This is a genomic window from Streptomyces sp. NPDC007875 (genome assembly GCF_042868035.1).
Lineage (GTDB): Bacteria > Actinomycetota > Actinomycetes > Streptomycetales > Streptomycetaceae > Streptomyces > Streptomyces antimycoticus.
Genome location: NZ_JBIADZ010000007.1, coordinates 133,465 through 159,873 on the forward strand (window position 1 = coordinate 133,465; position 26,409 = coordinate 159,873).

A 26,409-nucleotide genomic window follows, 5' to 3' on the forward strand; every position below is an offset into this window, starting at 1 on the left:
GATACGGAGCGTGACGTCGGTGTCCGATATCCAGAAAAGATTGGCCGTGATGTTGTCCTGATAGGACGCGCCCTTCACACTAGGGACGTTTTGCATCCGCCCGCCCGCCTCGTAAGGGACAGAGAAGAAGAATGAACCGGACATCCGCGTCCTCCGGGCCATCCGGCACCGCCGAGGCGACCGGCGCGGGCGCGACCGCCACGCCACCGCTCTCCCACGGCCTCAAGCAGCGCCATCTGTCGATGATCGCCCTCGGGGGTGTGATCGGCGCGGGGCTGTTCGTCGGCTCCGGCGCCGGAATCGCCGCCGCCGGTCCGTCGATCGTGGTGGCCTATGCGCTCTCCGGGCTGCTGGTGATGCTCGTGATGCGGATGCTCGGCGAGATGTCGGCGGCCAACCCGGCCTCCGGGTCGTTCTCCGTGCACGCCGAGCGGGCGATCGGGCCCTGGGCGGGGTTCACGGTCGGCTGGATGTTCTGGATCCTGCTGTGCGTGGGCATCGCCGCCGAGGCGATCGGCGCGGCCGGGATCATGGTCCAGTGGTTCCCGGGCACCGACTCCTGGATGTGGGTCGCCCTCTTCATGGCGATGTTCTGCGGGACGAACCTCGCGGCGGTCAGCAACTTCGGCGAATTCGAGTTCTGGTTCGCCGCGCTGAAGATCGCCGCGATCACGATCTTCCTCGTCCTCGGCGTACTCGCGATCCTCGGCGTCCTGCCGGGCACCGACGCCCCCGGCGGCTCCCATCTCACCGGTGACGGCGGCTTCCTGCCCAACGGGGTGAACGGCCTGGTCGTCGGCCTGCTGGCCTCCGTCTTCGCGTACGGCGGACTGGAAACGGTGACGATCGCGGCGGCCGAGTCCGAGAACCCGGTCAAGAGCGTCGCGGGCGCGGTGCGCACCGCGATGTGGCGCATCGCCCTCTTCTACGTCGGCTCGATGGTGGTCGTGGTCACGCTGATCCCGTGGAACGACAAGGCAGTGGTCGCGGAGGGCCCGTACGTGGCCGTCCTCAACCACCTCGACATCCCCGCGGCCGGCGACATCATGAACGTGATCGTCCTGATCGCGCTGCTCTCCGCGATGAACGCCAACATCTACGGCGCCTCCCGCATGTCCTACTCCCTGGTCACCCGCGGCGAGGGCCCCGCCTTCCTGGGCCGGGTCACCGGTGGCGTCCCCCGCCTCACCGTGCTCGCCTCCTCCTTCTTCGGCTTCGTCGCGGTGCTGCTCAGCTACTGGTGGCCGGACACCATCTTCAAGTGGCTGCTCAACATGGTCGGCGCCGCGGTACTGGTGGTCTGGGGCTTCATCGCCGCCGCCCAGCTGCGCATGCGCAGCCGCCTGCAGCGCGAGGCCCCGGAAAAGCTCGTGGTGAAGATGTGGCTCTTCCCCTACCTGACCTGGGTCGCGCTGGCCGCGACGGTCGGGGTGCTGGTGCTGATGCTGCGCGAGAGCGACACCCGTAGCCAGCTGTACGCCACGGCCGTGATGGCGATCGCCCTCGCGATCATCGGATACGTACGGCAGCGGACGGCGGCGGCGCGGCAGGAGGGCTGATCAGGGCTGGACTTGGGCTTCGGCCTGCCAGGCGGCGAGCCGCTTACGCCCCCTGGTGACAATCGAGTGCTCGTCGCCGAGTGCTCGTACGAGCAGCTCGTCACGCTGCTGAAGATGGCCGATCGCCTCGTCCAGCTCGCCCAGGTTGTACGCGATGACAGCGGTAAGGAACATAGCCGAGAGAGTCAGCGGATGCTCGGGGCCCTGCACTCTGGTCCGGTCGGCCAAGGTGCGGCGGGCGAGTGGCTCGGCCTCCCGGTGTCGCTCGAAGTTGTACAGGCCGAAGGCGTGGAGATGGCGGGCCATCAGGGTGGTGAGATGGTCCGGCGGCAGGGCGCGTTCGCACGCCTCGACCACTACGCTCGCCTCCGCGTCGAATTCGTCCTCCTTGCGCAGTTCAGCGAGCACCTCCAGCAACTGCGCCCGGCTGGCCAGCGTCTCCGCGGCGTCCTCCCCGAGCACTCGTCGCTGGCCCTCGATCGCGCGGCGGAGCAGTTGCTCCGCCTCCTCGTCCCGGTCGAGCAGGTCCAACGGCATGTTGAGAGCGAAGCAACTGCGCAGAGTGTCGGGGTGGTCGGGGCCGAGGACCCGTTCGCGTCCTTCTAGCACCCTGCGGTGGACCGCTTCGGCCTCGGTGAAACGCTCAAGACGGTGCAGCGCGCGCCCCAGCACATCGCGTGCGCCCAAGACGATGGGGTGCTCCGCGCCCAGCGAGCGTTCCGCCGTATCCGCGATGGAGCGGGACATGGCCAGCGCCCCCGTCACATCTCCAGCCTCGTGGAGTTGTCGTGCGGTCCGTACGGCCAACCGGGCGGTCTCCTCCTGGGGAATCAGGTGCAGCAGACGCGCGGCATGCGGGACCAACAGCCGCAGCTCGGCACGCGCCTGGCCGGACTCATCGTCCTCCGGCGGCAGCGCCGCCTCCAGCAACCGCCCCGCCGCCTCGGCCAGCGCAACGCATTGTTCCTCCGGAACCCCGACCGCGACGCTGTCCAGCAGCACCCCGTGAGCCTGTACGCACCGACGCCCGTCCGCCTCGACCATGCCGATCAGCGAGTGGTCGAGCAGTCCGCGCAGGGCGGGCTCGACCCGGTCCGCCGCGAGCGGCGGGTCGAGGTGGCCGAAATCCACCTCACCCCGCGCCACCGGCATCAGCAGCGACAGCGGCACCGGGTCCGCCGCCCAGCAGGACAGCAGCCGTAGCAGGGTCGTGGCCTCCGGCAGGCTTTGCCCGGCGAGGGCGTCCAGGGACAGCTGCCAGGTACGGCCGACGAGATGACGGGACTGGCTGGAGCCGGTGCCCGCCGCGCCCTGGTCGACGAGTGCCGTCGAGTCCTCACTCAGCTTCCGGTCGTACTCGTCCATCGACCACGACTCCAGGAGTTGATGCGACAGATGCGAACCCGCAAGGGTCAGGGCCAGCGGCAGACAGCCCAGCCGTCGCGCCACCTTCTGGGCCGATTCGACGGTACCCGCGTCCGGGGCCAGATCGCAGAGGACCTGTGCCGCGTCGGCCTCCGGCAGCACCCCGACGGGGTGCCGTGCCGACCCGGTGCCCCGCCACAGCGGCGACGTCGCGTGCCGCGTGGTCACCAGGACCGTGCCGAGCGGGCTGGTGCGCAGCCAGCCGCCCTCCTCCAGGACCGTCGGGTCGTCGGCGTTGTCCAGGACCAGCAGCCAGCGCTGGGCGGAGTGGTCCAGGTAGTGCCAGACCAGGTCGGCGGCGGCGCGCTGGCCGCTGGTCGCCGCGGCCAACTCCCCGGTGGTGGCGCCCCGGTCGCCCGCCACGGCGAGCATGCCCGCGCGCAGGGAGATCCGCTCCGAGGCGTTCACCCAGAGCCCGATGCGTCCGTGGTCCCTTACGGCCTCCGTGAAGAGGGCGTGCGCCACCGCCGTCTTGCCGCAGCCGCCCAGGCCGTGCAGGACGTGAACGTCGCCACCGGGGCCGGTGACGGCCGCTCGGAGCCGCTCCATAAGGTCGGCGCGGTCCCGCAGGATGCCCGGTGTCCGCCCGACGAGCGGCACGCGTACGGAGTCGGGGACCGTCGCGCCCTGGGGCGGCCGGGGGCCGACCGGCTGGGGCGCGAGGAGGGACCCGGTTCCGGCTCCGTAGTGGTGGTGGTGCTCCTGGATGTACTGGTCGCCGCCGGTCTGGAAGACCCGGCCCTGGCCGGACGCGCGGCCGTCGATGGGGCCCGGCCCGCTCATCGTCCGGTGATGTGCTGGTCGCGGCCGGCCTGGTAGACGCGGCCGCTGCCGGACGCCTCGGCCGTCATGTGGATCTCGCCGACGGCGGGTCGTTGATCGGGGAGATGGGGGTTCAACTCGTCCAGGATGCGGCGCAGTTCATCCGCCACCTCCGGCTGGGCCACCAGCAGTCGGCGCACCCGTCCCTGCCATTCGGCGGCCAGCTCCGCCTCGGAGTCCTCATCGCCCGTCTCGCGCGCGAGCAGCAGATCGGCGCGGCTCGCCTCGTACTCCTCGCCGATGCCGTCGGCTCTGGCGGGCTGGAACCTCTGCCAGAGCGAGACGAGGCCGTCTCTGGTCGACTCCCAGGCGGTGGTGGCCATCAACGTGACCATGGTGGTGCCCGCCGTCCTGGCGAGATCGGCGATCTGCGGATCCATGCCCTCCCCCTTCGAGCGACCTTTGATCATAGGTCCGCCGTTCGCCCCGCGCATGGATCAGATCAGGCCACTGCCCGTGCATGGCGCCCGGCGCCCGCCCGGCCCGCGTGCGCTGACGGGAAACACTCTTGCTGCTAGCGTGTACTTGCAAGTCAATTGCAATAACGCGGTCCGAAGGGCTTCGCATGGCCATCTACACACTTCCTGAACTTCCGTACGACTACTCGGCGCTGGCCCCGGTCATCAGCCCCGAGATCATCGAGCTGCACCACGACAAGCACCACGCCGCGTACGTCAAGGGCGCGAACGACACGATGGAGCAGCTCGCGGAGGCGCGGGACAAGGATCAGTGGGGCTCGATCAACGGGCTCGAGAAGAACTTGGCCTTCCATCTGTCCGGCCACATCCTGCACAGCATCTACTGGCACAACATGACCGGCGACGGCGGCGGCGAGCCGCTGGAGAGGGACGGGGTCGGGGAGCTGGCCGACGCCATCGCCGAGTACTTCGGCTCCTTCGCGGGCTTCAAGGCCCAGCTGTCCAAGGCCGCCGCCACCACCCAGGGTTCGGGCTGGGGCGTGCTGGCGTACGAGCCGGTCAGCGGGCGGCTGGTGGTCGAGCAGGTCTACGACCACCAGGGGAACGTGGGGCAGGGCTCGGTGCCGATCCTGGTCTTCGACGCCTGGGAGCACGCCTTCTATCTGCAGTACAAGAACCAGAAGGTGGATTTCATCGAGGCCATGTGGAAGGTCGTCAACTGGCAGGATGTGGCGCGCCGTTACACGGCCGCCAAGGAGCGCGCCCACAACCTGCTGCTGGCCCCGTAACCCGGAGCGCCCGCCAGACCACCTGCTTGCGTGATCGTCTTCTCACCGAACACCGGGCAGGCGGAAAAGGGGCCCCCGCGCGGTCGACTCGCGCGGGGGCCCTGCCGTTGGTGGGAGTGGTGTCCTCAGGTGAGGGTCCAGCGCTGGTTCGGGCCGTTGTGGCAGCTCCACAGCACCAGCCGGGTGCCGTTGCCGGTGCCGTTGTCGTAGGCGTCCAGGCAGCGGCCGGAGCTCGTGTGGACGAGGGTGCCGGAGGCGTTCGCCTGCCACTTCTGGCCGGGCGCACCGGTGCAGTCCCCGATGACGACCTTCGTACCGTCGGCGGTGCCGTCCTTCTCGGCGCCCAGGCATTTGCTGCCGTAGACGGTCAGTTCGGCGCGCGAGGTGAGCCGGAAGAGCTGGTTCTGGCCGCCGTGGCAGTCCCACAGCTGGGCCTGGGTGCCGTTGGTGATCGTGTTCTGGTCCAGGTCGACGCAGCGCCCGGAGGCGGCGCCGGTGATCCGGACGCCGTCGGTGCCGGGGAGGTCCTGGACGGTGATGGTGTCCGGGCCGCCGCTCAAGGTGACGGTGTTGGCGCCCTTGGCCAGCGAGAGCAGGACGGAGACGGTGCGGCGGGTGGTGGCGGAGCCGGTGGGCGGCAGGGCGAGCGTGGTGGCGTACTGGCCGGCTACGCGGAGGGTGGCGGTGCGCGGGGCGGTGCCGCCGTTGGCGTAGGTGAGGTCGGCCAGTTTCAGCCCTGCCGTCTGGGCGGTGACGGTGAGGGAGCCGGTGCCCTGGTAGGTGGTGCCGGGGGCTTCCGTGCCCGAGACGGTCAGCAGCATCGTCTCACCGGCCGGGACGGTGGCGGTGTAGCCGCCGCTGTGGGTGCCCACCGGGGCGCGCTTCCAGACGTCACGGACGGAGGCGGGCGCGTCGGTCAGCCCGAGGTCGCTCCAGTGGGCGGTGATGGGCTTGGCGGCGGAGGTGCGGTTGAGCAGCAGCACGGCGCGTTTCCCGGTGCCGGACAGCACCTTGGCGTACACCTGCAGTCCCGCGGCGTCCTCGGCGACCTTCACGCCCTGCAGTCCGCGCGGGTCCTGGTCGACGGCGATGACCTCGGGGTTGGTGAGGATGCCGGCGGTCTCCCGCGTCATGGTGGTGAGGTCGTTCCCGGCGAGCAGTGGGGCGCCGGAGATCGCCCACAGGCTCATATGGGTGCGGTCGAGCGTGGCGTTGGAACCCTTCATACCGACCGTGAGCATGTCCGGGTCGTTGTAATAGCCGGTGTGCTGGGCGGTGGGGTGCAGGCCCTGGTCGAAGTTGGACAGCATCGCGGTGGCCGAGGGCGTTTGCCCCCAGTAGATGATGTCGGTGCTGGTACGCCACAGATCGCCCACGCCCGGGGCCCAGTTCCACGGCCGGCCCGAGCCCCATTCGCACAGCGACAGCACGAGGCGGCGGCCGGTGACGGCGGTCGCCGCCTTGTTCGCCTCGCTGAGGGCCCGGTAGGTGGCCTCCTGGTCGAGACCCTCGTCCTGGCCTCCGCACCAGTCGACCTTGACGTAGTCGAAGCCCCACTCCTGGAAGGCCCGCAGATCCTGCTCGTAGTGGCCTTCGCTGCCGCTGCCCGGGGCGGGCGGGGTGCCCGGCGGGGTGGGATAGAAGTAGCCGCAGCCGTTCTTCCCGGCGTCGGTGTAGATCCCGGCCTTGAGCCCCTTGCTGTGGATGTAGTCGGCGACGGCCTTCATCCCGCCGGGCCACTGCTGGGTGTCGACGGTGATGTTGCCCTTGCTGTCGCGGGTGCCCCACCACCAGCCTTCGTCGATGTTGACGTACTCGTACCCGGCCTCGGCCATGCCGGAAGATACCAGGGCGTCCACCTGGGCCTTGATCGTGTCGTAGTCGATCTGGCTGGCCAGGCTGTTCCACGAGGCCCAGCCCATGGGCGCGGCGGGCACGTCGATCTGTGGAGCGGGCGCGGCGGGGGTCGCGGTGACCGGGGGTGCCGCGTGCGCCACGGCGCTCACCCCTGTGGCGGTCAGCAGAACGGACAGCGGAACGGCCGGCAGCGCCCCGGCCAGGCGCCTGGGCCGTGACCGGGGCCGTGACCGGGGCCGTGACCGGGGCCGTGACCGGTCGGGGCGGAATAAGCGGAGCAGGCGGCGGGGGACGAGGCGCATGAGGAAACCACTCCCATTCGATATATCGAACTATGTTCGCGATATGGGCCGTAGCTGATCTGCGAAGGATTCTGTGGACCCGGCCCGTCGGTGACAAGAGGTATGCGTGGGGAAACTGTCCCCCGACACCACCGGGGCCCCGCGCGGACGCTCGTACGTGACCCCCCCCGCGTCAAGACCACCAAGGCGTTCTACCGCACCGGCTCCAACCACCTGGTTCGCCTCACGGCACGACCAGCGGTTCTCGTTCGGCCTGCACATCCCGTCGGTGCACGAGACCACCGACACCCCGCTGCCGCTCATGGTGATCCAGCACGCACCGTGCGCACCGCGGCCCAGTACCGCGACGCGATGGCCGAGTTCTCCGAGCGGCACGGCTGCGTCGTGCTCACCCCCTTGTTCCCGGCGGGCATCGGGGACCCGGAGGACCTGCACAACTTCAAGTTCATCGAGTACCGCGGCATCCGCTACGACCAGGAGCTGCTGGCGATGGTGGCCGAGGCGGGGGAGCGGTTCCACATCGACACCGAGCGCTTTCTGCTCCAGGGGGTCCCGCTGCGGCTGGAGGAGATCCGTAAGGTGCCCGTGCACATGGCGGTAGGGGCGGAGGACACCGAGACCTGGGAGATCAACAACCCCGGTGACTCCAACTGGATGGACGGCGCCGACGCCGTCGGCCGCACCCGCGTGGAGCGCATCACCGCGCTTCGGGACCACTACACCGCGCTGGGCATCGACGTCACCCTCGACATCGTGCCCGGCATCGGGCACCGGGGCATGGGAGTGCTGGACGCGGTCCGGGCCTTCGCGGAGCGGGTCCTTCCACGCGTCGTCTGAAACCGGACCCGACCCGTGGATCCAGCCCGTGGATCCAGCCCGTGGATCCAGCCCGTGAATCCAGCCCCCGGACACGGCTGTGCCCCTGGGCGGCGGCCGGTACGCCGCCGCCCAGGGGCACAGGGGAATTCAGCAGAGCGCGCCTCTACGGGGCCGCCGTCTCCTTGGCGGAGGCGTCGGACGAGGCGGCCGGGTCGACGGCGCGGCCGGCGCCGAGGCGGTCCCGGACCAGGGCGAAGGCCACCACGAGCGCGGCCACCAGCGCGGAGAGGATCACCTGCTCGCGCCCGTCCTTGTCGGTGAGCATATAGACCAGGACGAACGAGATCATCGCGATCGTCGCCCAGGTCAGATACGGGAACAGCCACATCCGGACGATCAGCTTCTCGGGGTTCTCGCGCAGGATGATCCCGCGCATCCGCAGCTGGCTGAAGCAGATCACCAGCCAGACGAAGAGCGCGACCGCACCCGAGGAGTTCAGCAGGAAGGTGAAGACCGTGTCCGGCCACTGGTAGTTGAACCAGACCGCGACGAAGCCGAAGACGACCGAGCCGAGGATCGCGGCCGCCGGCACGCCGCGCGCGTTGGTGCGGGCGAAGGCGGCCGGGGCGTCGCCGCGCTGGCCGAGCGAGAAGGCCATGCGGGAGGCCGTGTAGAGGCCGGAGTTCAGACACGAGAGCACGGCGGTCAGCACGATCACGTTCATGATGTCGCCGGCGTGCGGGATGCCGATCGAGTCCAGCGCCGCGACATAGCTGCCGTCGTCGGCGATCGCCTTGGCGTCCCAGGGCAGCAGGGTGACCACGACGAAGATCGAGCCCAGGTAGAAGACCGCGATACGCCAGATCACGCTGTTGGTGGCCTTGGTGACCGCCCGCTGCGGGTCCTCGGACTCACCGGCCGCGAGGGTGACGATCTCGCTGCCCATGAAGGAGAAGACCACCAACAGCACACCGGTGAGGATGGCGCCCGGCCCGTTCGGCAGGAAACCGCCGTGATCGGTGAGGTGGGCCAGGCCCGCGCCCTCGTTGTCCGAATGCGGCAGCACCCCGAAGACCGCGAGCCCGCCGACCACGATGAACGCGGCGATCGCCACGACCTTGATCCCGGCGAACCAGAACTCGAACTCACCGTAGGAGCCGACCGAGACCAGGTTGGTCGCGGTGAGCACCACCATGACGATCAGCGCCCAGCCCCACTGCGGGACGGCCGGCCACCAGCCCTCCAGGATCTTGGCGCCGGCGGTGGCCTCGACCGCCAGCACCACGACCCAGAAGAACCAGTACAGCCAGCCGATGGAGAAACCGGCCCAGCGGCCGAGCGCCCGGTCGGCGTAGGCGGAGAAGGAGCCGGAGGTGGGATTGGCGGCGGACATTTCACCGAGCATCCGCATGACGAAGACGACCATGAGGCCGACCAGCGCATACGAGACAAGAATGCCGGGACCGGCCTTCGCGATGCCCGCGCTGGAGCCGACGAACAGACCGGCGCCGATCACCCCGCCGATCGCGATCATCGACAGATGGCGGTTCTTGAGCCCCGCCTTGAGGCCGTCGGGCGAGCCCGGATCGCCGGGAGCCTGCTGCTCCGGCGTGGTCGCAGGTTGTGCGCTCATGTGCTGGATTCCTTTGCTCTCGCGTTACGAGCGACGCCAGTGAATCTCAGGAGGTCCGCCAGTTGAACCTTTGATTCCAGATTGTTACTTGAGGTTTTCATGAGGTTCCTTGGCGCTACAGAGTTTTGTGCGACGCCTACCCGGGGCGGCGGGGGCCACACGGCCATGACACACTCGGAATATGCGCGTGTACCTCGGCTCGGATCATGCCGGTTTCGAATTCAAGAACCACCTCGTGGAGTGGCTCAACGCCGCCGGCCACGAGCCCGTCGACTGCGGCCCGCACGTCTATGACGCGCAGGACGACTACCCGCCGTTCTGCCTGCGCGCCGCGGAGCGGACCGCCGCCGACCCGGAGAGCCTCGGCATCGTCATCGGCGGATCCGGCAATGGTGAGCAGATCGCGGCGAACAAGGTCAAGGGGGTGCGCGCGGCACTGGCCTGGAGCGAGCAGACCGCGGCCCTCGGCCGTGAGCACAACAACGCCAATGTGATCAGCGTCGGCGCCCGGATGCACACGCAGGAGGAGGCGACCAAGTTCGTCGAGATCTTCCTGAACACCCCGTACTCGGGCGAGGAGCGGCACACCCGCCGTATCGAGATGCTCAGCGCCTACGAGACCACCGGCGAGCTGCCGCCCATCCCGGCCCACCACCCGCAAGGCGACTGATGCCCGAAGGGCACACGATCCACCGGCTGGCCGCCGACCACCTCGAGACCTTCGGCGGCCGGCCCGTCCGGGCCACCAGCCCACAAGGGAAGTTCGCCGACGGCGCCGGGCTGATCGACGGCCAGCCGCTGAGCCACGCCGAGGCCCACGGCAAGCACCTCTTCCTGGACTTCGCGGCCACCGGCTGGGTCCACGTCCACCTCGGGCTCTTCGGTACGTACGCCTTCGGCCCGGCCCCCGCACCGCCCGCCACCGACACCGTCCGGCTGCGGCTGGCGAACCCCGAGGGCTACGCGGATCTGCGCGGCCCGACCGCCTGTGCGCTGATCACCGACGGGGAGAAGCAGGCGATCCACGACCGGCTGGGCCCCGATCCGCTGCGCCCGGCGGACGACGGCGAGCGGGCCTGGGCCCGGATCTCCCGCAGCCGGGTCAGCGTGGCCGGGCTGCTCATGGACCAGAAGGTGATCTCCGGCGTGGGGAACGTCTACCGCGCCGAGGTGCTCTTCCGGCACGGCATCGACCCCTACCGGCCCGGCCGTGCGCTGACCCGCGCCGAATGGGACGCGATCTGGGCCGACCTGGTGGCGCTGATGCGCGAGGGGGTGCGGAACAACCGGATCGACACGGTCCGCCCCGAGCACACCCCCGAGGCGATGGGCCGCCCGCCGCGCGTGGACGACCACGGCGGTGAGGTCTATGTCTACCGGCGCGCCGGACAGCCCTGCCATGTCTGCGGAGGCGAGATCCGCACCGCCGATCTCGCCGCCCGCAACCTCTTCTGGTGTCCTGACTGCCAGCGGCCGTAAGGCGGCGGCATTTGAGGCAGCGGCGGTAGAGCAGCGCCCTTGAGACGGCCGCCGGGCCGCTCACCTCCAGGGCCGCATCCGCCGCCCCGAAGCCGTCAGAAGCCGTGGGGCAACCATGGGGCGACCGGAGAGGCGAAGGCCGTCGCGGCCTCCGTAAGGGCGCCCTGACGGATCTCCTGGACGCGTCCCGCACCCGCCAGCGCGGTCAGCGAAACCCCACCGAGATACGCCGCTCCCAGCTCCCGTACGCCCAGCCGGAGGTCGGGAGCGTCCCGCGTCCGCTCGCAGGAGGCGCCCTTGGCGTCGCCGCTCAGCCGCCAGCGCCCTTCGTTCCACGGGCAGAAGGGGTCCGTGACCTCCAGGACGGCGTCCAGCGGGGTCGCGTACGTCCGCCTCTCGAGCGCGGCCCCCACGTCCACCAGGCGGACGTACAGCGAGTCGCGCAGCCTTACGGCGCACCGCCGGATGTCCGAGACCAGGTGCTGCCACGGATCGTCGACCGGGCGGGAGCCCGTCCGGATCACTGAGGTCAGGTCGATTTCGAAGAGAAGGCGCCACAGCGCCGCGTAGGACCCCGGGTCCAGGGCCTCCAGGTCACGCAGGATGACCGTGCCCTTCGGTCCGGCCAGATCCCAGTCGGGCTTGACCGCGAAGCGCGCATAGCCGCTGACCTCGCCGCCCGACTCGGCCAGCACACAGCGCAGCGGGGACGCCCCCTCGCGCTCGCCGGGCGGGTCCAGCAGCGGCAGCCGCTCCCAGCCGGGGCGCCGCTCCAGCAAGCCCGGCCTGGCGGACACCCGCCGGGCGTAGACCGCCTCGCACGCCTCGACGGCGGACTCCGGGGGCACCACGCGCAGCCGCACGTCGTCGGTGCCCTCGGGGACGGTCAGCCGCACCTGGGTGGTGTCGATCTCGGCGTAGGCGTTCTGCGTGGCGGCGCCGTACCCGAACCGTCCGTAGATGTCCGGTTCCGATGCGGTCAGAACGGCCAGCGGCTCATCGCCCGCCGCACGTATGTCGTCCAACTGCCGCCGCATCATGGACCGCAGCACCCCGCGCCGCCGGTGCGTGGCCTGCACGCTCACCATCGTGACGCCGGCCGCGGGGACGATCGCCCCGCCGGGAACCGACAGCCGGAAGCTGAACAGCCCCGCCGTGCCGACGATGTCGGCGCCGTCCCACGCCCCGATCGAGCGCTCGCATTCGGTCAACTCCCTCCAGAGCGCGGATTCCTCCGGCGCTTCGGGAACTCCGCCGAATGCGAGTACCAGTTTTCCGTACCAATCATCCCAAATCGATGGGTCGAGCACGCGTAGCTCAGTCCTCATATTCCCATCCCTAGCAGCCGTTTCCCGTACACGCGAACGAATTTCGCTTACTATTGCCCCCCTGGCTGGGTGGTTCAACGCGCCACGAATCGACGCGCGTCCGAACGGGTGGGTAGGGTCCCGATGCAATGACTGGCGGCGTGGACACTCCGTTGGCCCGGATGCGCAGAGCTCTGCACCGGGCTCGCACAGGCGTGCGCAAAGCCGGAGTGGACTATTTCCGCGGCGAGGGCTCCGACCGACTCGCCCTGACGGCGCTGCTCCTCGGCATCCCCGCCATCGCCGGAGGCACCATCGCCCAGCCCGACTGGTGCTCCCCGTCCGCCCTCGTCCTGCCCATCGTCGCGGGCGGGCTGCTGCTGCGCCCCGCCAGCCTGCTCGCCCTCTACGCGGCGGCCGCCACGGCCCTGATCGTGGAGTCCGCCGTGCTCGGCCCGTACACCGAGGAGGACGCCTCCTCCCGGGTCACCCCCGGCACCATCCTGGTCGTCGCCGCCGTCGGCTTCTTCGGCCTGCTGATCGCCCAGTTCCGCAGCCGCGTCGGGGTGCCCTGGCGGCGCGGCGGCACCATGCTCTTCGACCTGCGCGAGCGCATCCGCGTCCAGAGCAAGCTGCCCGGCCTGCCGCGCGGCTGGCACCGCGAGATGGCGCTGCGCCCGGCCGGCGGACAGTCCTTCTCCGGTGACTTCGTCGTCGCCGCCCGCACCGGCGGCGGCCGTACCCTCGAGGTCGTCCTCACCGACGTCTCCGGCAAGGGCATGGACGCCGCCTCGCGCGCCCTGCTGCTCTCCGGCGCCTTCGGCGGCCTCCTCGGCTCCCTGCCCCCGCACGGCTTCCTCCCGGCGGCCAACGGCTATCTCCTGCGCCAGGACTGGGACGAGGGCTTCGCGACCTCCATCCATCTCGTCCTCGACCTCGACAGCGGCGACTTCGAGCTCTTCTCCGCCGGACATCTGCCCGCGCTCCAGCTGAGCGCGGGCACCGGCAAGTGGGAGGAGAAGTCCGCCGACGGCCCGCTGCTGGGCGTCTACGACGGCGCCCAGTTCGACCCCACCAAGGGCACTCTCCGCCCCGGCGACGTCCTGATGCTCTTCACCGACGGCCTCGTCGAGACCGCCGACCGGGACATCAGCGAAGGCATCGACCGACTTACGGGCGAGGCGGACCGCTACGTGGGCTCCGGCTTCCACGGCGCGGCCTGGCATCTGATCGAGACGGTCGCGAAGGACGTCAACGACGACCGGGCCCTGCTGCTGATCTGCCGCCAGTAGCCGCACCTTTCCCGCCCGACTGCCCGACGGCGCCTGCCCACGAGGTCCCGGCGGGGGTTAACCCCACCCCGGATACGCCGGTCGCCGTCATGGCTGCCAAGGGGCCGCGATCCGTACGTTCAGGGGAATCGGGCGAACTCCTCGGAAGGGTCACCACCATGCGGCTGCGCAAGCGGCGAGAGACGGCGGCACCGGCGCCGCACCACGACGCCCATGCCATCGAACTCCACGGCATCCAGCGCCGATACGGCCGTGGCCGCACCGCCGTCCACGCCCTGCGCGGCATCGACCTCGCCCTTCCGCGCGGCAGCTTCACCGCCGTCATGGGCCCCTCGGGCTGCGGCAAGTCGACGTTCCTGCAGTGCGCCGCCGGGCTCGACCGGCCCACCGCCGGGTCCGTGCGGCTCGGCGGCACCGAAATCACCGGAATGAGTGAGAACAAGCTCACCGCGCTGCGCCGCGCCCGCCTCGGGTTCGTCTTCCAGTCCTTCAATCTCCTCCCCTCCCTGACCGTCGAGCAGAACGTGCTGCTCCCGATGCGGCTCGCGGGCACCCGCCCCGACCGCCACCGGGCCCGTGAGGTGCTCGCCCAGGTCGGGCTGGGGGAACAGAGCAGGCGGCGGCCCGGTGAGCTCTCCGGCGGCCAGCAGCAGCGCGTGGCCATCGCCCGCGCCCTGGTCGCCCGCCCCGACGTGGTCTTCGCCGACGAGCCGACCGGCGCCCTGGACACCAACACCGCCGCCGAGGTGCTCACCCTCCTGCGGCAGGCCGTGGACGCGATGGGCGCGACCGTCGTGATGGTCACGCACGACCCGGTCGCCGCGAGCTACGCCGACCGCGTGCTCTTCCTCGCCGACGGCGCGATCGTCGACCGGCTCCTCCGCGCCCCGGCGCACGAGATCGCCGAGCGGATGACCCGCCTCACCGCGCGCACTCCGGCCCCTGCCACGGCCTGGGCCGCGGAGGGGACCCGGTGAAGCCGCTCACCAACGGGCTGGCCCGCGCGGCCGTCCGCTTCAAGCCGTCCGCCTTCGCGGGCACCTTCATTGCCCTGACCGTGGCCGCGGCGATCGTGTCCGCGTGCGGCATCCTGCTGGAGACCGGGATCCGGGCCTCCGTACCGCCGCAGCGCTATGCGAGCGCCCCGGTCGTGGTCGCCGCCGACCAGCGGGTGCACTACGTCATCGGCCATGGCGACGGCCGCTCGGACGAATCCGAGCAGGTCCCCGACCGCGCCCGGCTCGACGCCTCCCTGGTGGCCACCGCCGCCCGCACCCAGGGGGCCGCGGCCGCGGCCCCGGATGTGACCTTCCCTCTCCGCACCGCCCATGGGGCGCTCAGCGGCCATGGCTGGGGCTCGGCCCCCTTCACGGGGGTGGCACTCGCCTCGGGCGCGGCGCCCCGTGACGGCGAGGCGGTCCTCAGCCCCGGGGCCGCCCGTGCGGCGGGTACCGGCGTCGGCGGCCGGATCACGGTGACGGCGCCGGACGGCCGCCACACGTTCCGGGTCGCCGGTGTGACCCATAAGGCGGGCGGCGCCGACGGCGACGGCCTTACGGCGTGGTTCACCGACCGCCGGGCCCAGGCGCTGAGCGGCCATCCCACCACGGTGGACGCCGTCCTCGTCCGCCCCCGCCCCGGCATCACGCCGGACCGCCTGGCCGCCCATCTGGAGCGGGCCGTGAAGGGCGCGGCGCACTCCCCGCGCGTGCACACCGGCGGCGGCCGCGGCGCCATCGAAGAGCCCGCGCTCGCGAACGCCAGGGAGACGCTCATGGGGCTCGGCGGCTCCTTCGGCGGGATCGCGACCGCCGTCGCCGTCTTCACCACGGCGGGCACCGTCTCCCTCTCCGTCGGGCAGCGCGGCCGCGAGGTGGCCCTGCTGCGGGCGATCGGCGCCACCCCGCGCCAGATCCGCCGCTCCGTCGCGGCCGAGGCGGTGCTGGTGGCACCGCTCGCGGGCGCGGTCGGCCTGCTGCCCGGGTACGCGCTCGCCCACTGGTGGTTCGGACAGCTCAAGGAGAAGGGCGCCATCCCCGGGCCCGTGGAGCTCTCCGTCTCCTGGATCCCGCTCGTCACCGCCGTCGGCGCGGGGCTTCTCACCTCGCTCCTGGCCGGCCTGATGGCCGCCCGCCGCCCGGCGCGGATCCCGCCGGGGCGGGCGCTCGGCGAGGCGGCCGTCGAACGGCTGAGGCCCGGTGTGATCCGTACGGTCCTCGGTGTCGCGGCCCTCGTCGGCGGCATCGTCATGACCGGCGTCGCCGCCTCCGCCTCCGGCGACGACGCGGCCAACGCCGCGCTCGGGGTCGTGATGCTGTTCATGCTCGCCGTGGCCCTGCTCGGCCCGGTCATCGCCCGGCTGTGCGCCTGGCTGATCGGTCTGCCGCTGCGCGCGGGACCGGCGTCGGCCCATCTGGCCTCGGCCAACAGCCGGGCCAACGCCCGCCGCCTGGCCTCGGCGATCACCCCGATCGTGCTGGCCATGGCCTTCGCCTCGACGCTCGTGTTCATGCACACCAGCGAAGACCGCGCGGGCGACCGCCAGCGGCGGGCGGGCATCGTCGCCGACCAGGTGATCTCCGCCCCGGACGGGCTCCCCTCCGGTACCGCGGCCCGCGCCGGTTCCGTACGGGGCGTGGCCGCGTCGGTGGGGCTGCTGCGCACGGGGGTGCTGGTCCCGGTGGGCTCGGGCGACGGCCGCTGGCTGCGGACCGCGTCGACGCAGGGCGTCTCGGGGAGCTGCCGCGACCTGGCGGCCGTACAGGACCTGGACGTTCGTAAGGGCCGCCTGGACGCCCTGGGGCCGGGCCGGGTGGCCGTCGACGCGCTCCTGGCGAAGGCGGCCCACGCCCGGGTCGGGCACCGGCTCGCCCTCCACCTCCCGGACGGTACGAGGATCTCGCCCACCGTGGTCGCGATCTACGGGCGCGGGCTGGGGATCGCCGAGCTCACCCTGCCCCGTACGGCGCTGGCCGGCCATGTGACGTCCTCGTTCGACAGCGATGTGCTGGTGCGGGACGCGGAGGGGGCGGACCGTAAGGCCGTCGCGGCGGCGCTGGGCCGGCTCGGCGAGCAGGTCACCGACCGGGACGGCTACGCGGCGGCCCAGGACGAGGACCGGAAGCTGAACGCCTGGGCCAACACCGTCATGGCGGCCGTCCTCGGCGGCTTCGCCGCCGTCGCCGCCGTCAACACCCTGGTCATGACGGTGCTGGACCGCCGCCGCGAACTGGGCACCCTGCGGCTGATCGGCACCACCCGGCGGCAGGTGCTCGGGATGGTGCGCTGGGAGGCGCTGCTGGTGGCCACGGCGGGCATCGCCCTGGGCACGGCGATCGCCTTGGCCACGCTGGTGCCGATGATGCGCGGCCTGACCGGCGAGGACCCGTACGTGCCGCCGCTCACCTACGCGGGCTTCGCGGGCGCCGCCGTGGCGCTCGGCCTTGCGGCGACGGCGCTCCCGGCCCGTGCGGCGCTGCGCCGCAGCACGCCGAAGCCGTGAAAGGGCTGGCCCGTGGAGTCCGCGATCCAGCCCTTCACGTCGTGTCCTTCGGCGCGCTAGGCCGCCGTCGTGGTGCGGCTGCGGGCCTGTTCGGCGGGATCCTTACGGAAGGCCCAGGCCATCTTCGGCTCCATGGCGAAGCGGAAGGCGCGCTGGACAGGAGGCGTGCACAGCACGGTGACCACAGTGGCGGCGATGACCGTGACCGCGATCTCCCCCAGCGGCTTGTGCAGCCACTCGTGGTTGTCGAACCAGCCCCAGAAGCGGGAGCCCTTGGCGAGGAAGCCGTGCAGCAGGTAGCCGTACAGCGTCCCGGCGCCCAGCACCGTGAACCACATGTGCCGCCGCGGCACCCAGGCGAAGAAGCAGCTCACCAGCACGACCGAGCAGCCGAAGAGGGCGAGCGTCATCACCGGGCCGGTCCACGGCGGCGCGCCCAGCTCCTGGACGCTGTCGCGGTGGTAGAACCACGCCGAGCTCATCCGCGGCGCCGCCCAGTAGGCGAACACGAGGGCGCACGCGAAGATCGGCACGGACGCGATCCGCACGGAGCGGCGGCGGATCATCTGGAAGTGCTCGGGCTTCATGCACAGGCCGAGGACGAAGAACGGCAGGAACTGGAGCAGCCGCTGCATGTCCAGGTCGTCGCCGATGTCGGGCGAGACCGCCGCGAGGGTGGCGACCGCGAGCGAGAGCGGGATCGGCCAGCGCACCAGCTTCCAGAGCGGAGTGGACAGCCGCCATACGAACAGCGCGATCAGGAACCAGGTGAGGTACCAGGGGTCGAGCAGGCTGAAGTCGTACGTCGGGTCGTCGTCCGCCCAGCGCTTGAACAGCGTGTACGCGACCTCGAAGATCACGTAGGGCACCGCTACGCCGGTGACCAGCCGCTTGAGCCGGTCCGGCCGCATGTCGAAGCTGCGCGAGAAGTAGCCGGAGATCAGGATGAAGGCCGGCATGTGGAAGGTGTACACGACCATGTACAGCGCTTCCGCGGTGCGGCTGGAGTCGGTCAGCGGCTCCCAGGAGTGGGCCATCGCGACCAGCACGATCGCGAGGTACTTCGCGTTGTCGAAGAACGCGTCCCGCTGTTTGCGCTTCTGTCCGGCGGGGGCGCTGGGGGCGGGCGGGGTGGACGCCTGCTGCCCTGGTTCTTCGGCCCGCGGCGTAGGGGGAGTGGGCGCCGCCTCCTGGGGGAGGGGGGTCCGCTGATAACCGTGCGGGCGCAGGGAGTTGGTCACAGGCCCTCCCACCAGGAACTGGGGGAGACCACCCGGGACCTCACTGCGCGTGGGGGAGTCATGGCAGCGTGAAACATCTAAGGCACGATAGCGCTCAAACCTGTATTGCGTAAAACCCCGGTCTGTTTGCTTTCCGTTCATGGTCTTCGCGTCGCGACTGATAGCCGACCCCGAGAAGTCGGTGGGGAGTCGACAAAGCGATGCGATCATTCGATATCTCGGCCCAGGCTGCCCGTTCTGACCACTTTCATCCTACTTAATTGGGGCATATGCCCCGCAGGAGGCTCTGGCGGAATGTCTGATTCATTGATGTTTTGTCACCCTGTCGAGTGATCGCCGGACGAATTCCGAATTCCCGCCCGAGATCATCCGGGGCGGCCGGAATTAAACAAGCCGGGCGCCGCGCCGAGTTGTGGGCAGTATCACCCGTGGCCCTTTGAATGAGCGGTTAGCGGGTGGGTATCGGACGGGTGGGTGGCGTGTGCACAGGTGTCCGTATATCGCTCCATCCCACTGCTGAGCGGCGGGAGTTGATGGCACGATGGTGGCTGCGGGGGTGTGCGGGGTCGCGTGCTTCCGGGGCCTGTGAGACGTGTGCGACTGAGGGTGGGATGTTGTGGCCATTTCCCTGTCATTGGTGCTGCTGGTGGGCATCATCCTGGTGATAATGATCCGGAATGGCCGGGTCAAGTGGGGCCCTGCCCTCGTCGCGATCCTCTTCGGGTTCCTGCTCGCCTCGTCCGACGTCGCGCCGGACATCCAGAAGTTCCTCGACTCGGCCGCCGAGGCGATTGCCGACATCAACCCCTGACGCCGCCCCGGCTCAACCCCTGAGGCATCCGCGCCCCGCGTCACGGGGGCGCGGATGCCCGGGCGTGCGTTCGTGTGCGCATAAGCAAACGGCCCGGCTCCGGGGAGATCCCCGGGCCGGGCCGAAAGCGGTGGAGCGGGCGACGGGAATCGAACCCGCGTAGCCAGTTTGGAAGACTGGGGCTCTACCATTGAGCTACGCCCGCACGCGTCGCGTACACGGATGCACCGGTCGCCCGGACACCTCCGCCCAGGCATGATCACCCGGATCGCGGCACGAGATGCATCGTAGCGGTTCTCCACCGTTCCCCGCACACCCTTGCCCACCAGTCGAATAACCGGCAGCCGGGGGGTCCGCGGGCATGTACCCTACGTGTCGCACCGACGGGGTGTGGCGCAGCTTGGTAGCGCGTCCGCTTTGGGAGCGGAAGGTCGTCGGTTCGAATCCGGCCACCCCGACCATCCACAGGCGTCAAGATCGCGTTGTGGGGCCCGTCATGCTTGCGGTTACTATGCAAGCTGCGTGTCTGTGTCTTTTTAACCGGACGCGAATCCGCTGCGACGCGACAGCGCACCGCAGCTGAACACCACACGTCAGCCCCCAAGGAGACCGAACCGTGAAGAGCGCCGTGGAGAACCTGAACCCGACCCGGGTTCGGCTCACTGTCGAGGTGCCCTTCGAGGAGCTCAAGCCCAGCCTCGACGCGGCGTACAAGAAGATCAACCAGCAGGTCACGGTGCCTGGGTTCCGTAAGGGCAAGATCCCGGCCCGCATCATCGACCAGCGGTTCGGTCGTGGCGCCGTGCTGGAAGAGGCCGTCAACGAGGCGCTCCCGAAGTTCTACACCGACGCGGTCAACGAGGGTGAGCTGAACCCGCTCGGCCAGCCCGAGGTCGACATCACCGAGCTCAAGGACAACGAGCTCCTGACCTTCACCGCCGAGGTCGACATCCGCCCGACGATCGAGATCCCGGACTACTCCGGTATCGAGGTCACCGTCGACGCCGTCGAGGTCTCGGACGAGGACCTCGACAAGTCCGTCGAGCAGCTGCGCGAGCGGTTCGCCACCACCAGCCCGGTGGAGCGCGCCGCCGCCGAGGGCGACATCGTCGTGATCGACCTGGAGGCCAAGGTCGAGGGCGAGGTCCTGGAGGACGGTGTCGCCACCGGCGTCAGCTACACCATCGGCTCGGGTGAGCTGCTGGACGGCATCGACGAGGCCGTGACCGGCCTGGAGGCGGGCGGCGAGGCCACCTTCACCTCCGAGCTCAAGGGCGGCTCCGCCCAGGGCAAGGAGGCCGAGGTCTCGGTCAAGGTCTCCGAGGTCAAGGCCCGTGAGCTGCCGGAGCTCGACGACGACTTCGCCCAGCTGGCCAGCGAGTTCGACACCCTCGAGGAGCTGCGCGCGGACAGCCGTAAGCGCCTGGAGCGGTCGAAGAAGTTCGAGCAGGCCACCCAGGCCCAGGAGAAGGTGCTGGACGCCCTGCTGGAGCTGGTCGAGGTGCCGATCCCCGAGAAGCTCCTCGAGGAAGAGATCAACACCCGTAAGCACAACCTCGAGCACCACCAGCTCGCCCAGATGGGCCTGAACCTCGACTCGTACCTGCAGATGCAGGACAAGACCGCCGAGGAGTTCGACGCCGAGCTCAAGGAGCAGGCCGAGAAGGGCATCCGGACCCAGTTCGTCCTCGACGAGCTGGTCAACAAGGAGCAGCTGTCCGTCGGCCAGGAGGAGCTCACCGAGCACCTCATGCGCCGTGCGCAGTCCTCCGGCATGAGCCCGGACCAGTTCGCCCAGGCCGTCGTCGAGGGCGGCCAGGTGCCGATGCTCGTCGGCGAGGTCGCCCGCGGCAAGGCGCTGGCCGTGGTGGTCGAGGCCGCCAAGGTCGTCGACGACAAGGGCGAGACCGTCGACCTGGACGACGAGGAGGACGAGACCGGCGAGACGGTCGAGGCCACCTCCGAGGCCGTCGAGGCGCCCGCCGAGGCCGCGACCGAGGCCGCCGAGGAGCCCGCGGAGTCCCAGGAGAAGCAGGACAAGGCCGAGAGCTGATCCCGGTCCGCTCCACAGCCCGTAACGAACGGGCCCGAACGTCTGCGCGCGTCCGGGCCCGTTCGTGTTCCGCGATGCCGGTCCGGTGCCGGAACATGCGCTCAGAGCGAACAGTTCCTGATGCGGGATGGCGCCCGCCGACCAGCGCGTTAGGGTCCGTAGATACGAGGGCAGGGGAGTCTCGCAAGCCCGCCGGGGCCGCACCGGCGGCCACACCCCCGCACCCCAGAAGAAGACGCTGAGACGGCCAGTCAGCCGTCAGAGACGAGCAGGTGGATACGTGACGAATACGATGCCTTCCGCCGCCGGCGAGCCGACCGTCGGTGGCCTCGGCGACCAGGTCTACAACCGGCTGCTCGGCGAGCGGATCATCTTCCTCGGCCAGCCGGTCGACGACGACATCGCCAACAAGATCACGGCTCAGCTGCTCCTGCTCGCCGCCGATCCGGACAAGGACATTTACCTCTACATCAACTCTCCGGGCGGCTCGATCTCGGCCGGCATGGCGATCTACGACACCATGCAGTACATCCAGAACGACGTGGTCACCATCGCCATGGGCCTCGCCGCCTCGATGGGCCAGTTCCTGCTGAGCGCGGGCACCCCGGGCAAGCGTTTCGCGCTGCCCAATGCCGAGATCCTGATCCACCAGCCCTCCGCGGGTCTGGCGGGTTCCGCCTCGGACATCAAGATCCACGCCGAGCGGCTGCTGCACACCAAGAAGCGCATGGCCGAGCTGACCTCCTTCCACACCGGCCAGACGGTTGAGCAGATCGTCCGTGACTCCGACCGCGACCGCTGGTTCTCCGCCCAGGAGGCCAAGGAGTACGGCCTGGTCGACGACGTCATGACGTCCGCCTCCAGCGTTCCGGGCGGGGGCGGCACCGGGGCCTGAGTCCCGCCGTCCCGTAGCCGACCTCCAGCCCCCAGATCGCCACAGGATGGTGAAGACCCAGATGAGCAACTTCCCCGGCAGCGGCCTGTACACCGGCCCGATGGCCGAATCCCGCTATGTCGTTCCGCGTTTCGTCGAGCGCACCTCCCAGGGCATCCGCGAGTACGACCCGTACGCGAAGCTCTTCGAGGAGCGCGTGATCTTCCTGGGCGTCCAGATCGACGACGCCTCGGCCAACGACGTCATGGCGCAGCTGCTGTGCCTGGAGTCGATGGACCCGGACCGTGACATTTCGGTCTACATCAACTCTCCCGGCGGCTCGTTCACCGCGCTGACCGCCATTTACGACACGATGCAGTTCGTCAAGCCCGACATCCAGACGGTCTGCATGGGCCAGGCGGCGTCCGCCGCGGCCGTGCTGCTCGCCGCCGGTACGCCGGGCAAGCGGATGGCCCTGCCCAATGCCCGCATCCTGATCCACCAGCCGTACAGTGAGACCGGGCGTGGTCAGGTCTCCGACCTGGAGATCGCGGCCAACGAGATCCTGCGGATGCGCTCGCAGCTCGAGGAGATGCTGGCCAAGCACTCCACCACGCCCATCGAGAAGATCCGCGACGATATCGAGCGGGACAAGATCCTCACGGCCGAGGAGTCCCTGGCGTACGGTCTTGTCGACCAGATCGTTTCCACCCGCAAGACGTCGGTCGGTCTCGGCTGAATCTTCGGTGGCGACACCTCCCTTGGACCGAGTAGGTCCAAGGGGGGCCCGAACCGGGGGCCCGGCAAGGTACCGTCGTAGAGGGCTGGGGGCCCCGGCCCACGGGAAAAGAAGCAGAAAGCGCAGCGCAAGCACCCGGTTCCGCGCAGCAAAGCGGATCCAAGGCGAAGGGGAAGCACCTCGTGGCACGCATCGGTGACGGCGGCGACCTGCTCAAGTGCTCGTTCTGCGGGAAGAGCCAGAAGCAGGTGAAGAAGCTCATCGCGGGCCCGGGTGTGTACATCTGCGATGAATGCATCGATCTCTGCAACGAGATCATCGAGGAGGAGCTCGCCGAGACCTCCGAAGTGCGCTGGGAGGAACTCCCCAAGCCGCGCGAGATCTATGAATTCCTCGAGGGCTATGTGGTCGGCCAGGAGGCCGCCAAGAAGGCCCTCTCGGTCGCCGTCTACAACCACTACAAGCGGGTTCAGGCGGGCGAGAACGGCGGCCACAGCCGGGACGACGGCATCGAGTTGGCCAAGTCCAACATTCTGCTGCTCGGCCCCACCGGCTCCGGCAAGACCCTGCTCGCGCAGACCCTCGCCCGGATGCTCAACGTCCCCTTCGCGATCGCCGACGCCACCGCGCTCACCGAGGCGGGCTATGTCGGCGAGGACGTGGAGAACATCCTCCTCAAGCTGATCCAGGCCGCCGACTACGACGTCAAGAAGGCCGAGACGGGCATCATCTACATCGACGAGATCGACAAGGTGGCCCGTAAGAGCGAGAACCCCTCGATCACCCGCGATGTGTCCGGCGAGGGCGTCCAGCAGGCGCTGCTGAAGATCCTGGAAGGGACCACGGCGTCGGTGCCGCCGCAGGGCGGCCGGAAACATCCGCACCAGGAGTTCATCCAGATCGACACCACGAATGTGCTGTTCATCGTGGGCGGTGCCTTCGCCGGTCTGGAGAAGATCATCGAGTCGCGGGCGGGTGCCAAGGGCATCGGGTTCGGCGCCACGATCCGCTCCAAGCGCGAGATCGAGGCGAGCGACCAGTTCCAGGAGGTCATGCCCGAGGACCTGGTGAAGTTCGGAATGATCCCGGAATTCATCGGCCGTCTCCCGGTCATCACCTCCGTCCACAACCTCGACCGCGAGGCGCTGCTGCAGATCCTCGTCGAGCCGCGGAACGCTCTGGTGAAGCAGTACCAGCGGCTGTTCGAACTCGACGGTGTGGAGCTGGACTTCGACCGCCCGGCCCTGGAGGCCATCGCCGACCAGGCGATCCTGCGCGGCACCGGGGCCCGGGGCCTGCGCGCCATCATCGAGGAAGTGCTGATGTCGGCGATGTACGAGGTGCCGTCCCGCAAGGACGTGGCCCGCGTCGTCATCACCGAGGACGTCGTGCACTCCAATGTGAATCCCACGCTGGTGCCCCGCACCCGGGGCACCGAGCCGGGCGAGCGGCACGAGAAGAGCGCGTAGGCGCCCCGCGCGCGTAGCCGCCCCGCAGAGAGCATGCGAAGAGGGCCCCGGTATCCCGGGGCCCTCTTCGTGTCGTACGCGCCCTGTGGGCGTCTTACGGGCGGTTCAGGCCGGCTTGCGGGTGTCCTGGTAGATGCCCGCGGTCACCTTGGCGAAGGACTCCATGTCGGCGTCCGACGCCGAGGTGTTCTCCGCGTTGACGTCGAGCACCATCGCCGCGTCCGTCTCCTCCGCCCAGACGCAGGCCGGGGCGTAGATCCGGTCGTAGAGCTTGACCACCTCGCACTCCACCGAGGGGCCGTCAGCGCCCTCCGGCTGGAACCGCTTGCGCTTCTCCTCCACCGTGGGGGAGCCGTCGCCGCCCGCGAAGCCCTTGAACATCTCGTCCCGGACCGCTTCCGGGTCCCTGATCTCGCCGTACATCCCGGAGAAGGCGAGCCCCGAGTTGTCGTCGTCCGACCGCTTGTACTGGGCCAGGACCGACGTGGCGCCCTCGGGCATGCTGCCCTGCACGCTGGTGCCCTCGTTGTCGAGGTCGTCCGTGCCCTTGTCCAGCGTGTACGTGCCGTCGTCGAGCGTCTTGGGGGTGACCAGCTTCATCGACTTCGGGCCGTCGTCGCCGCCGGACAGCACCACGGCGCCGGTGACGATCGCGCCCACCACCACGAGCCCGGCCACCGTCACCGCGATGATCTTGGTGCGGTTGCCGCCCCGGCCGGCCGCGGGCGGCGCGGGGTAGGGTGACTGGCCGTAGGGACCCGCCTGCTGCGGGTAGCCGTAGCCCTGCGGGGGCTGCGCTTGCGGATAGCCGTATCCCTGCGGCTGCGCGTACGGGTTGGGCTCCGCGGGCTGCTGCTGCCCTCCGCTGTACGGATTGGGCTGGGCGCCCCCGTACGGGCTGGGTCCGCCGCCGTAGGGCCCCGGTGGCGGTGGCTGGTTGTGGCTCATGGCTGTGGGGGTCCCCCTCCGGATCGGCTGTGGCCTGTGAACTGGGTGGCCCGCTCGGCTACTTGATCTCCACGCGCGCGTCGTTGCGGACCTTCGCGGTGACGTCACCGGCCTCGTCGAGCGACATGCTGTTGCCGGACAGCGCCGCGGCCGCGTCGGAGACGATCACATAGCCCACGGTGCTGTTGTCACCCCACATGCAGATCGGGATCGTGAACCCCTTGCTGGGTATGCCGCTGGAGCTCGAGCCCTCGCCCGGGGTGAACTTGGTGTTCTGACACTTCATCACGGCGTTCTCGAAGCCGCTGGGCGTCACCGTCTCCGGGCTGCCCACGAGCTCGGCCTTCATCCCGCTGCTGGTGGAAGAGTCCTTCTCGGCCTCCTGAGCGATCTTCGCGAAGGCGCCGTCGACGACCGCCTCCGGGTCCTTCACTTCGCCCCAGACCCCGTTGAGCTGGAGCTTCTTCACGCTCATGCCCTCGCCGGACTTGTACTCCGCGCTCACGGGTTCGGGGTTGCTGACGCCGAACTTCTCGAAGTCGTCCGCGTCCGAGGAGGTGAGCCCGCCGCCGGAGCCGGAGGACTCCTTGGTGTAGTCGCCTGCCACCGTCTCGGGGGTGGTGAGCTTGTACCGCTTGCCGTCGTCGGCGACCTTGCCGCCGCCACCGCCGCCGTTGTCGTCCCCGCCCTGGAACACCAGGACGCCGCCGACGATCGCGGCCACCACGACCACCGCGCCGATCGCGAGCGCCAGGCCCTTCTTCTTGCCGCCGCCCTGTCCCGGGTCCGGCTGGTACGGGCCCGGCATGCCCGGCTGGCCGTACGGCTGCTGCTGGCCGTACGGGTTCGGGGGCTGTCCGTAGGGGCCCGGCTGCCCCTGCGGCTGTCCGGGGTAGCCGTAGCCCGGCTGGGGCGGCTGCGGCGGCTGTCCGTAGGGACCCGGCTGCTGCGGGTAGCCGTAGCCGGGCTGGCCGGCCGCACCACCCTGTCCGTAGGGACCCGGCTGTTGGGGCTGCTGGCCATAGGGGCCCGGCTGGTTGTAGCTCATCTGTATCCCTCGTTGGTGAAAC

At 70.1% G+C, this 26,409-nt stretch carries 21 protein-coding genes and 2 tRNA genes; 14 read left to right on the top strand and 9 right to left on the bottom strand.

Annotated features, from left to right (window positions below):
• Positions 1–131 precede the first annotated feature (131 nt).
• Positions 132–1,559, top strand: coding sequence for an amino acid permease (locus ACFYOY_RS16740; protein ID WP_351882402.1), 1,428 nt, complete (start codon positions 132–134; stop codon positions 1,557–1,559).
• Here ACFYOY_RS16740 and ACFYOY_RS16745 read toward each other — a convergent pair whose 3' ends face one another.
• Positions 1,560–3,767 (bottom strand): tetratricopeptide repeat protein, encoded by a 2,208-nt coding sequence (locus tag ACFYOY_RS16745; protein WP_388587715.1) that lies wholly within the window; start codon positions 3,765–3,767, stop codon positions 1,560–1,562. It abuts the gene before it with no gap.
• Positions 3,764–4,186 (bottom strand): hypothetical protein, encoded by a 423-nt coding sequence (locus tag ACFYOY_RS16750; protein ID WP_388587718.1) that lies wholly within the window; start codon positions 4,184–4,186, stop codon positions 3,764–3,766. Before ACFYOY_RS16750 ends, ACFYOY_RS16745 begins: the two co-directional genes overlap by 4 nt.
• 185 nt (positions 4,187–4,371) lie before the next feature.
• Between ACFYOY_RS16750 and ACFYOY_RS16755 the strand changes: the two genes are divergently transcribed.
• Positions 4,372–5,013, top strand: coding sequence for a superoxide dismutase (locus tag ACFYOY_RS16755; RefSeq protein WP_351882408.1), 642 nt, complete (start codon positions 4,372–4,374; stop codon positions 5,011–5,013).
• 125 nt (positions 5,014–5,138) lie between these two features.
• Here ACFYOY_RS16755 and ACFYOY_RS16760 read toward each other — a convergent pair whose 3' ends face one another.
• Positions 5,139–7,046, bottom strand: coding sequence for a ricin-type beta-trefoil lectin domain protein (locus ACFYOY_RS16760; RefSeq protein ID WP_388587974.1), 1,908 nt, complete (start codon positions 7,044–7,046; stop codon positions 5,139–5,141).
• A 447-nt stretch (positions 7,047–7,493) separates the two neighbouring features.
• On the opposite strand from ACFYOY_RS16760, the gene ACFYOY_RS16765 reads away from it, so the two are divergent.
• On the top strand, positions 7,494–8,009 hold the full coding sequence (locus tag ACFYOY_RS16765) for a hypothetical protein (protein ID WP_351882412.1): 516 nt from the start codon (positions 7,494–7,496) through the stop codon (positions 8,007–8,009).
• Between the two features lie 145 nt (positions 8,010–8,154).
• Here ACFYOY_RS16765 and ACFYOY_RS16770 read toward each other — a convergent pair whose 3' ends face one another.
• Entirely contained in the window at positions 8,155–9,624 is a 1,470-nt protein-coding gene (locus ACFYOY_RS16770; RefSeq protein WP_351882414.1) for an amino acid permease, read from the bottom strand.
• A gap of 181 nt (positions 9,625–9,805) precedes the next feature.
• On the opposite strand from ACFYOY_RS16770, the gene ACFYOY_RS16775 reads away from it, so the two are divergent.
• Positions 9,806–10,294 carry a ribose-5-phosphate isomerase gene (locus ACFYOY_RS16775; RefSeq protein ID WP_137965764.1) on the top strand — a complete coding sequence of 163 codons (489 nt, stop codon included), beginning with the start codon at positions 9,806–9,808 and terminating at the stop codon, positions 10,292–10,294.
• Positions 10,294–11,103, top strand: a complete 810-nt coding sequence (locus tag ACFYOY_RS16780) for an Fpg/Nei family DNA glycosylase (protein ID WP_388587722.1) — start codon at positions 10,294–10,296, stop codon at positions 11,101–11,103. The genes ACFYOY_RS16775 and ACFYOY_RS16780 overlap by 1 nt, the downstream gene beginning before the upstream one ends.
• A 95-nt stretch (positions 11,104–11,198) precedes the next feature.
• Here ACFYOY_RS16780 and ACFYOY_RS16785 read toward each other — a convergent pair whose 3' ends face one another.
• Positions 11,199–12,431, bottom strand: a complete 1,233-nt coding sequence (locus tag ACFYOY_RS16785) for a GNAT family N-acetyltransferase (protein ID WP_351882418.1) — start codon at positions 12,429–12,431, stop codon at positions 11,199–11,201.
• Positions 12,432–12,559: 128 nt separating this feature from the next.
• Between ACFYOY_RS16785 and ACFYOY_RS16790 the strand changes: the two genes are divergently transcribed.
• The 3 genes from ACFYOY_RS16790 to ACFYOY_RS16800 all read left to right on the top strand — a co-directional run bounded on the left by ACFYOY_RS16790 (position 12,560) and on the right by ACFYOY_RS16800 (position 17,204).
• Entirely contained in the window at positions 12,560–13,702 is a 1,143-nt protein-coding gene (locus tag ACFYOY_RS16790; RefSeq protein ID WP_351882420.1) for a PP2C family protein-serine/threonine phosphatase, read from the top strand.
• A gap of 158 nt (positions 13,703–13,860) precedes the next feature.
• Complete coding sequence (locus tag ACFYOY_RS16795; RefSeq protein ID WP_351882422.1) at positions 13,861–14,679, top strand: ABC transporter ATP-binding protein; 819 nt, start codon at positions 13,861–13,863, stop codon at positions 14,677–14,679.
• A complete protein-coding gene (locus tag ACFYOY_RS16800; protein WP_388587725.1) occupies positions 14,676–17,204 on the top strand; it encodes an ABC transporter permease in 2,529 nt (842 codons plus the stop codon). The genes ACFYOY_RS16795 and ACFYOY_RS16800 overlap by 4 nt, the downstream gene beginning before the upstream one ends.
• Before the next feature lie 56 nt (positions 17,205–17,260).
• Here ACFYOY_RS16800 and ACFYOY_RS16805 read toward each other — a convergent pair whose 3' ends face one another.
• Positions 17,261–18,445, bottom strand: a complete 1,185-nt coding sequence (locus tag ACFYOY_RS16805) for an acyltransferase family protein (RefSeq protein WP_388587728.1) — start codon at positions 18,443–18,445, stop codon at positions 17,261–17,263.
• Positions 18,446–19,061: 616 nt separating this feature from the next.
• Between ACFYOY_RS16805 and ACFYOY_RS16810 the strand changes: the two genes are divergently transcribed.
• Complete coding sequence (locus ACFYOY_RS16810) at positions 19,062–19,256, top strand: hypothetical protein (RefSeq protein ID WP_237514329.1); 195 nt, start codon at positions 19,062–19,064, stop codon at positions 19,254–19,256.
• 131 nt (positions 19,257–19,387) lie between these two features.
• Here ACFYOY_RS16810 and ACFYOY_RS16815 read toward each other — a convergent pair.
• Positions 19,388–19,461 (bottom strand) — tRNA-Gly (locus ACFYOY_RS16815).
• 179 nt (positions 19,462–19,640) lie between these two features.
• On the opposite strand from ACFYOY_RS16815, the gene ACFYOY_RS16820 reads away from it, so the two are divergent.
• The 5 genes from ACFYOY_RS16820 (at position 19,641) to clpX (ending at position 24,391) form a co-directional block, all read left to right on the top strand.
• Positions 19,641–19,717, top strand: a tRNA-Pro gene (locus ACFYOY_RS16820).
• A gap of 155 nt (positions 19,718–19,872) precedes the next feature.
• Positions 19,873–21,309: a trigger factor gene (tig, locus tag ACFYOY_RS16825; RefSeq protein WP_388587731.1), complete on the top strand. Its 1,437-nt coding sequence runs from the start codon at positions 19,873–19,875 to the stop codon at positions 21,307–21,309.
• A 280-nt stretch (positions 21,310–21,589) separates the two neighbouring features.
• Entirely contained in the window at positions 21,590–22,204 is a 615-nt protein-coding gene (locus ACFYOY_RS16830; RefSeq protein ID WP_161561328.1) for an ATP-dependent Clp protease proteolytic subunit, read from the top strand.
• 61 nt (positions 22,205–22,265) lie between these two features.
• On the top strand, positions 22,266–22,922 hold the full coding sequence (locus ACFYOY_RS16835; protein ID WP_037945933.1) for an ATP-dependent Clp protease proteolytic subunit: 657 nt from the start codon (positions 22,266–22,268) through the stop codon (positions 22,920–22,922).
• Positions 22,923–23,104: 182 nt separating this feature from the next.
• Entirely contained in the window at positions 23,105–24,391 is a 1,287-nt protein-coding gene (clpX, locus tag ACFYOY_RS16840; protein ID WP_059145704.1) for an ATP-dependent Clp protease ATP-binding subunit ClpX, read from the top strand.
• Between the two features lie 105 nt (positions 24,392–24,496).
• Here the strand turns inward: clpX and ACFYOY_RS16845 are convergent, their stop codons facing one another.
• Both ACFYOY_RS16845 and ACFYOY_RS16850 read right to left on the bottom strand, forming a co-directional pair.
• Positions 24,497–25,339: a hypothetical protein gene (locus tag ACFYOY_RS16845; protein ID WP_351882431.1), complete on the bottom strand. Its 843-nt coding sequence runs from the start codon at positions 25,337–25,339 to the stop codon at positions 24,497–24,499.
• 58 nt (positions 25,340–25,397) lie between these two features.
• Positions 25,398–26,387 carry a hypothetical protein gene (locus ACFYOY_RS16850; protein ID WP_351882433.1) on the bottom strand — a complete coding sequence of 330 codons (990 nt, stop codon included), beginning with the start codon at positions 26,385–26,387 and terminating at the stop codon, positions 25,398–25,400.
• Positions 26,388–26,409: the final 22 nt, after the last annotated feature.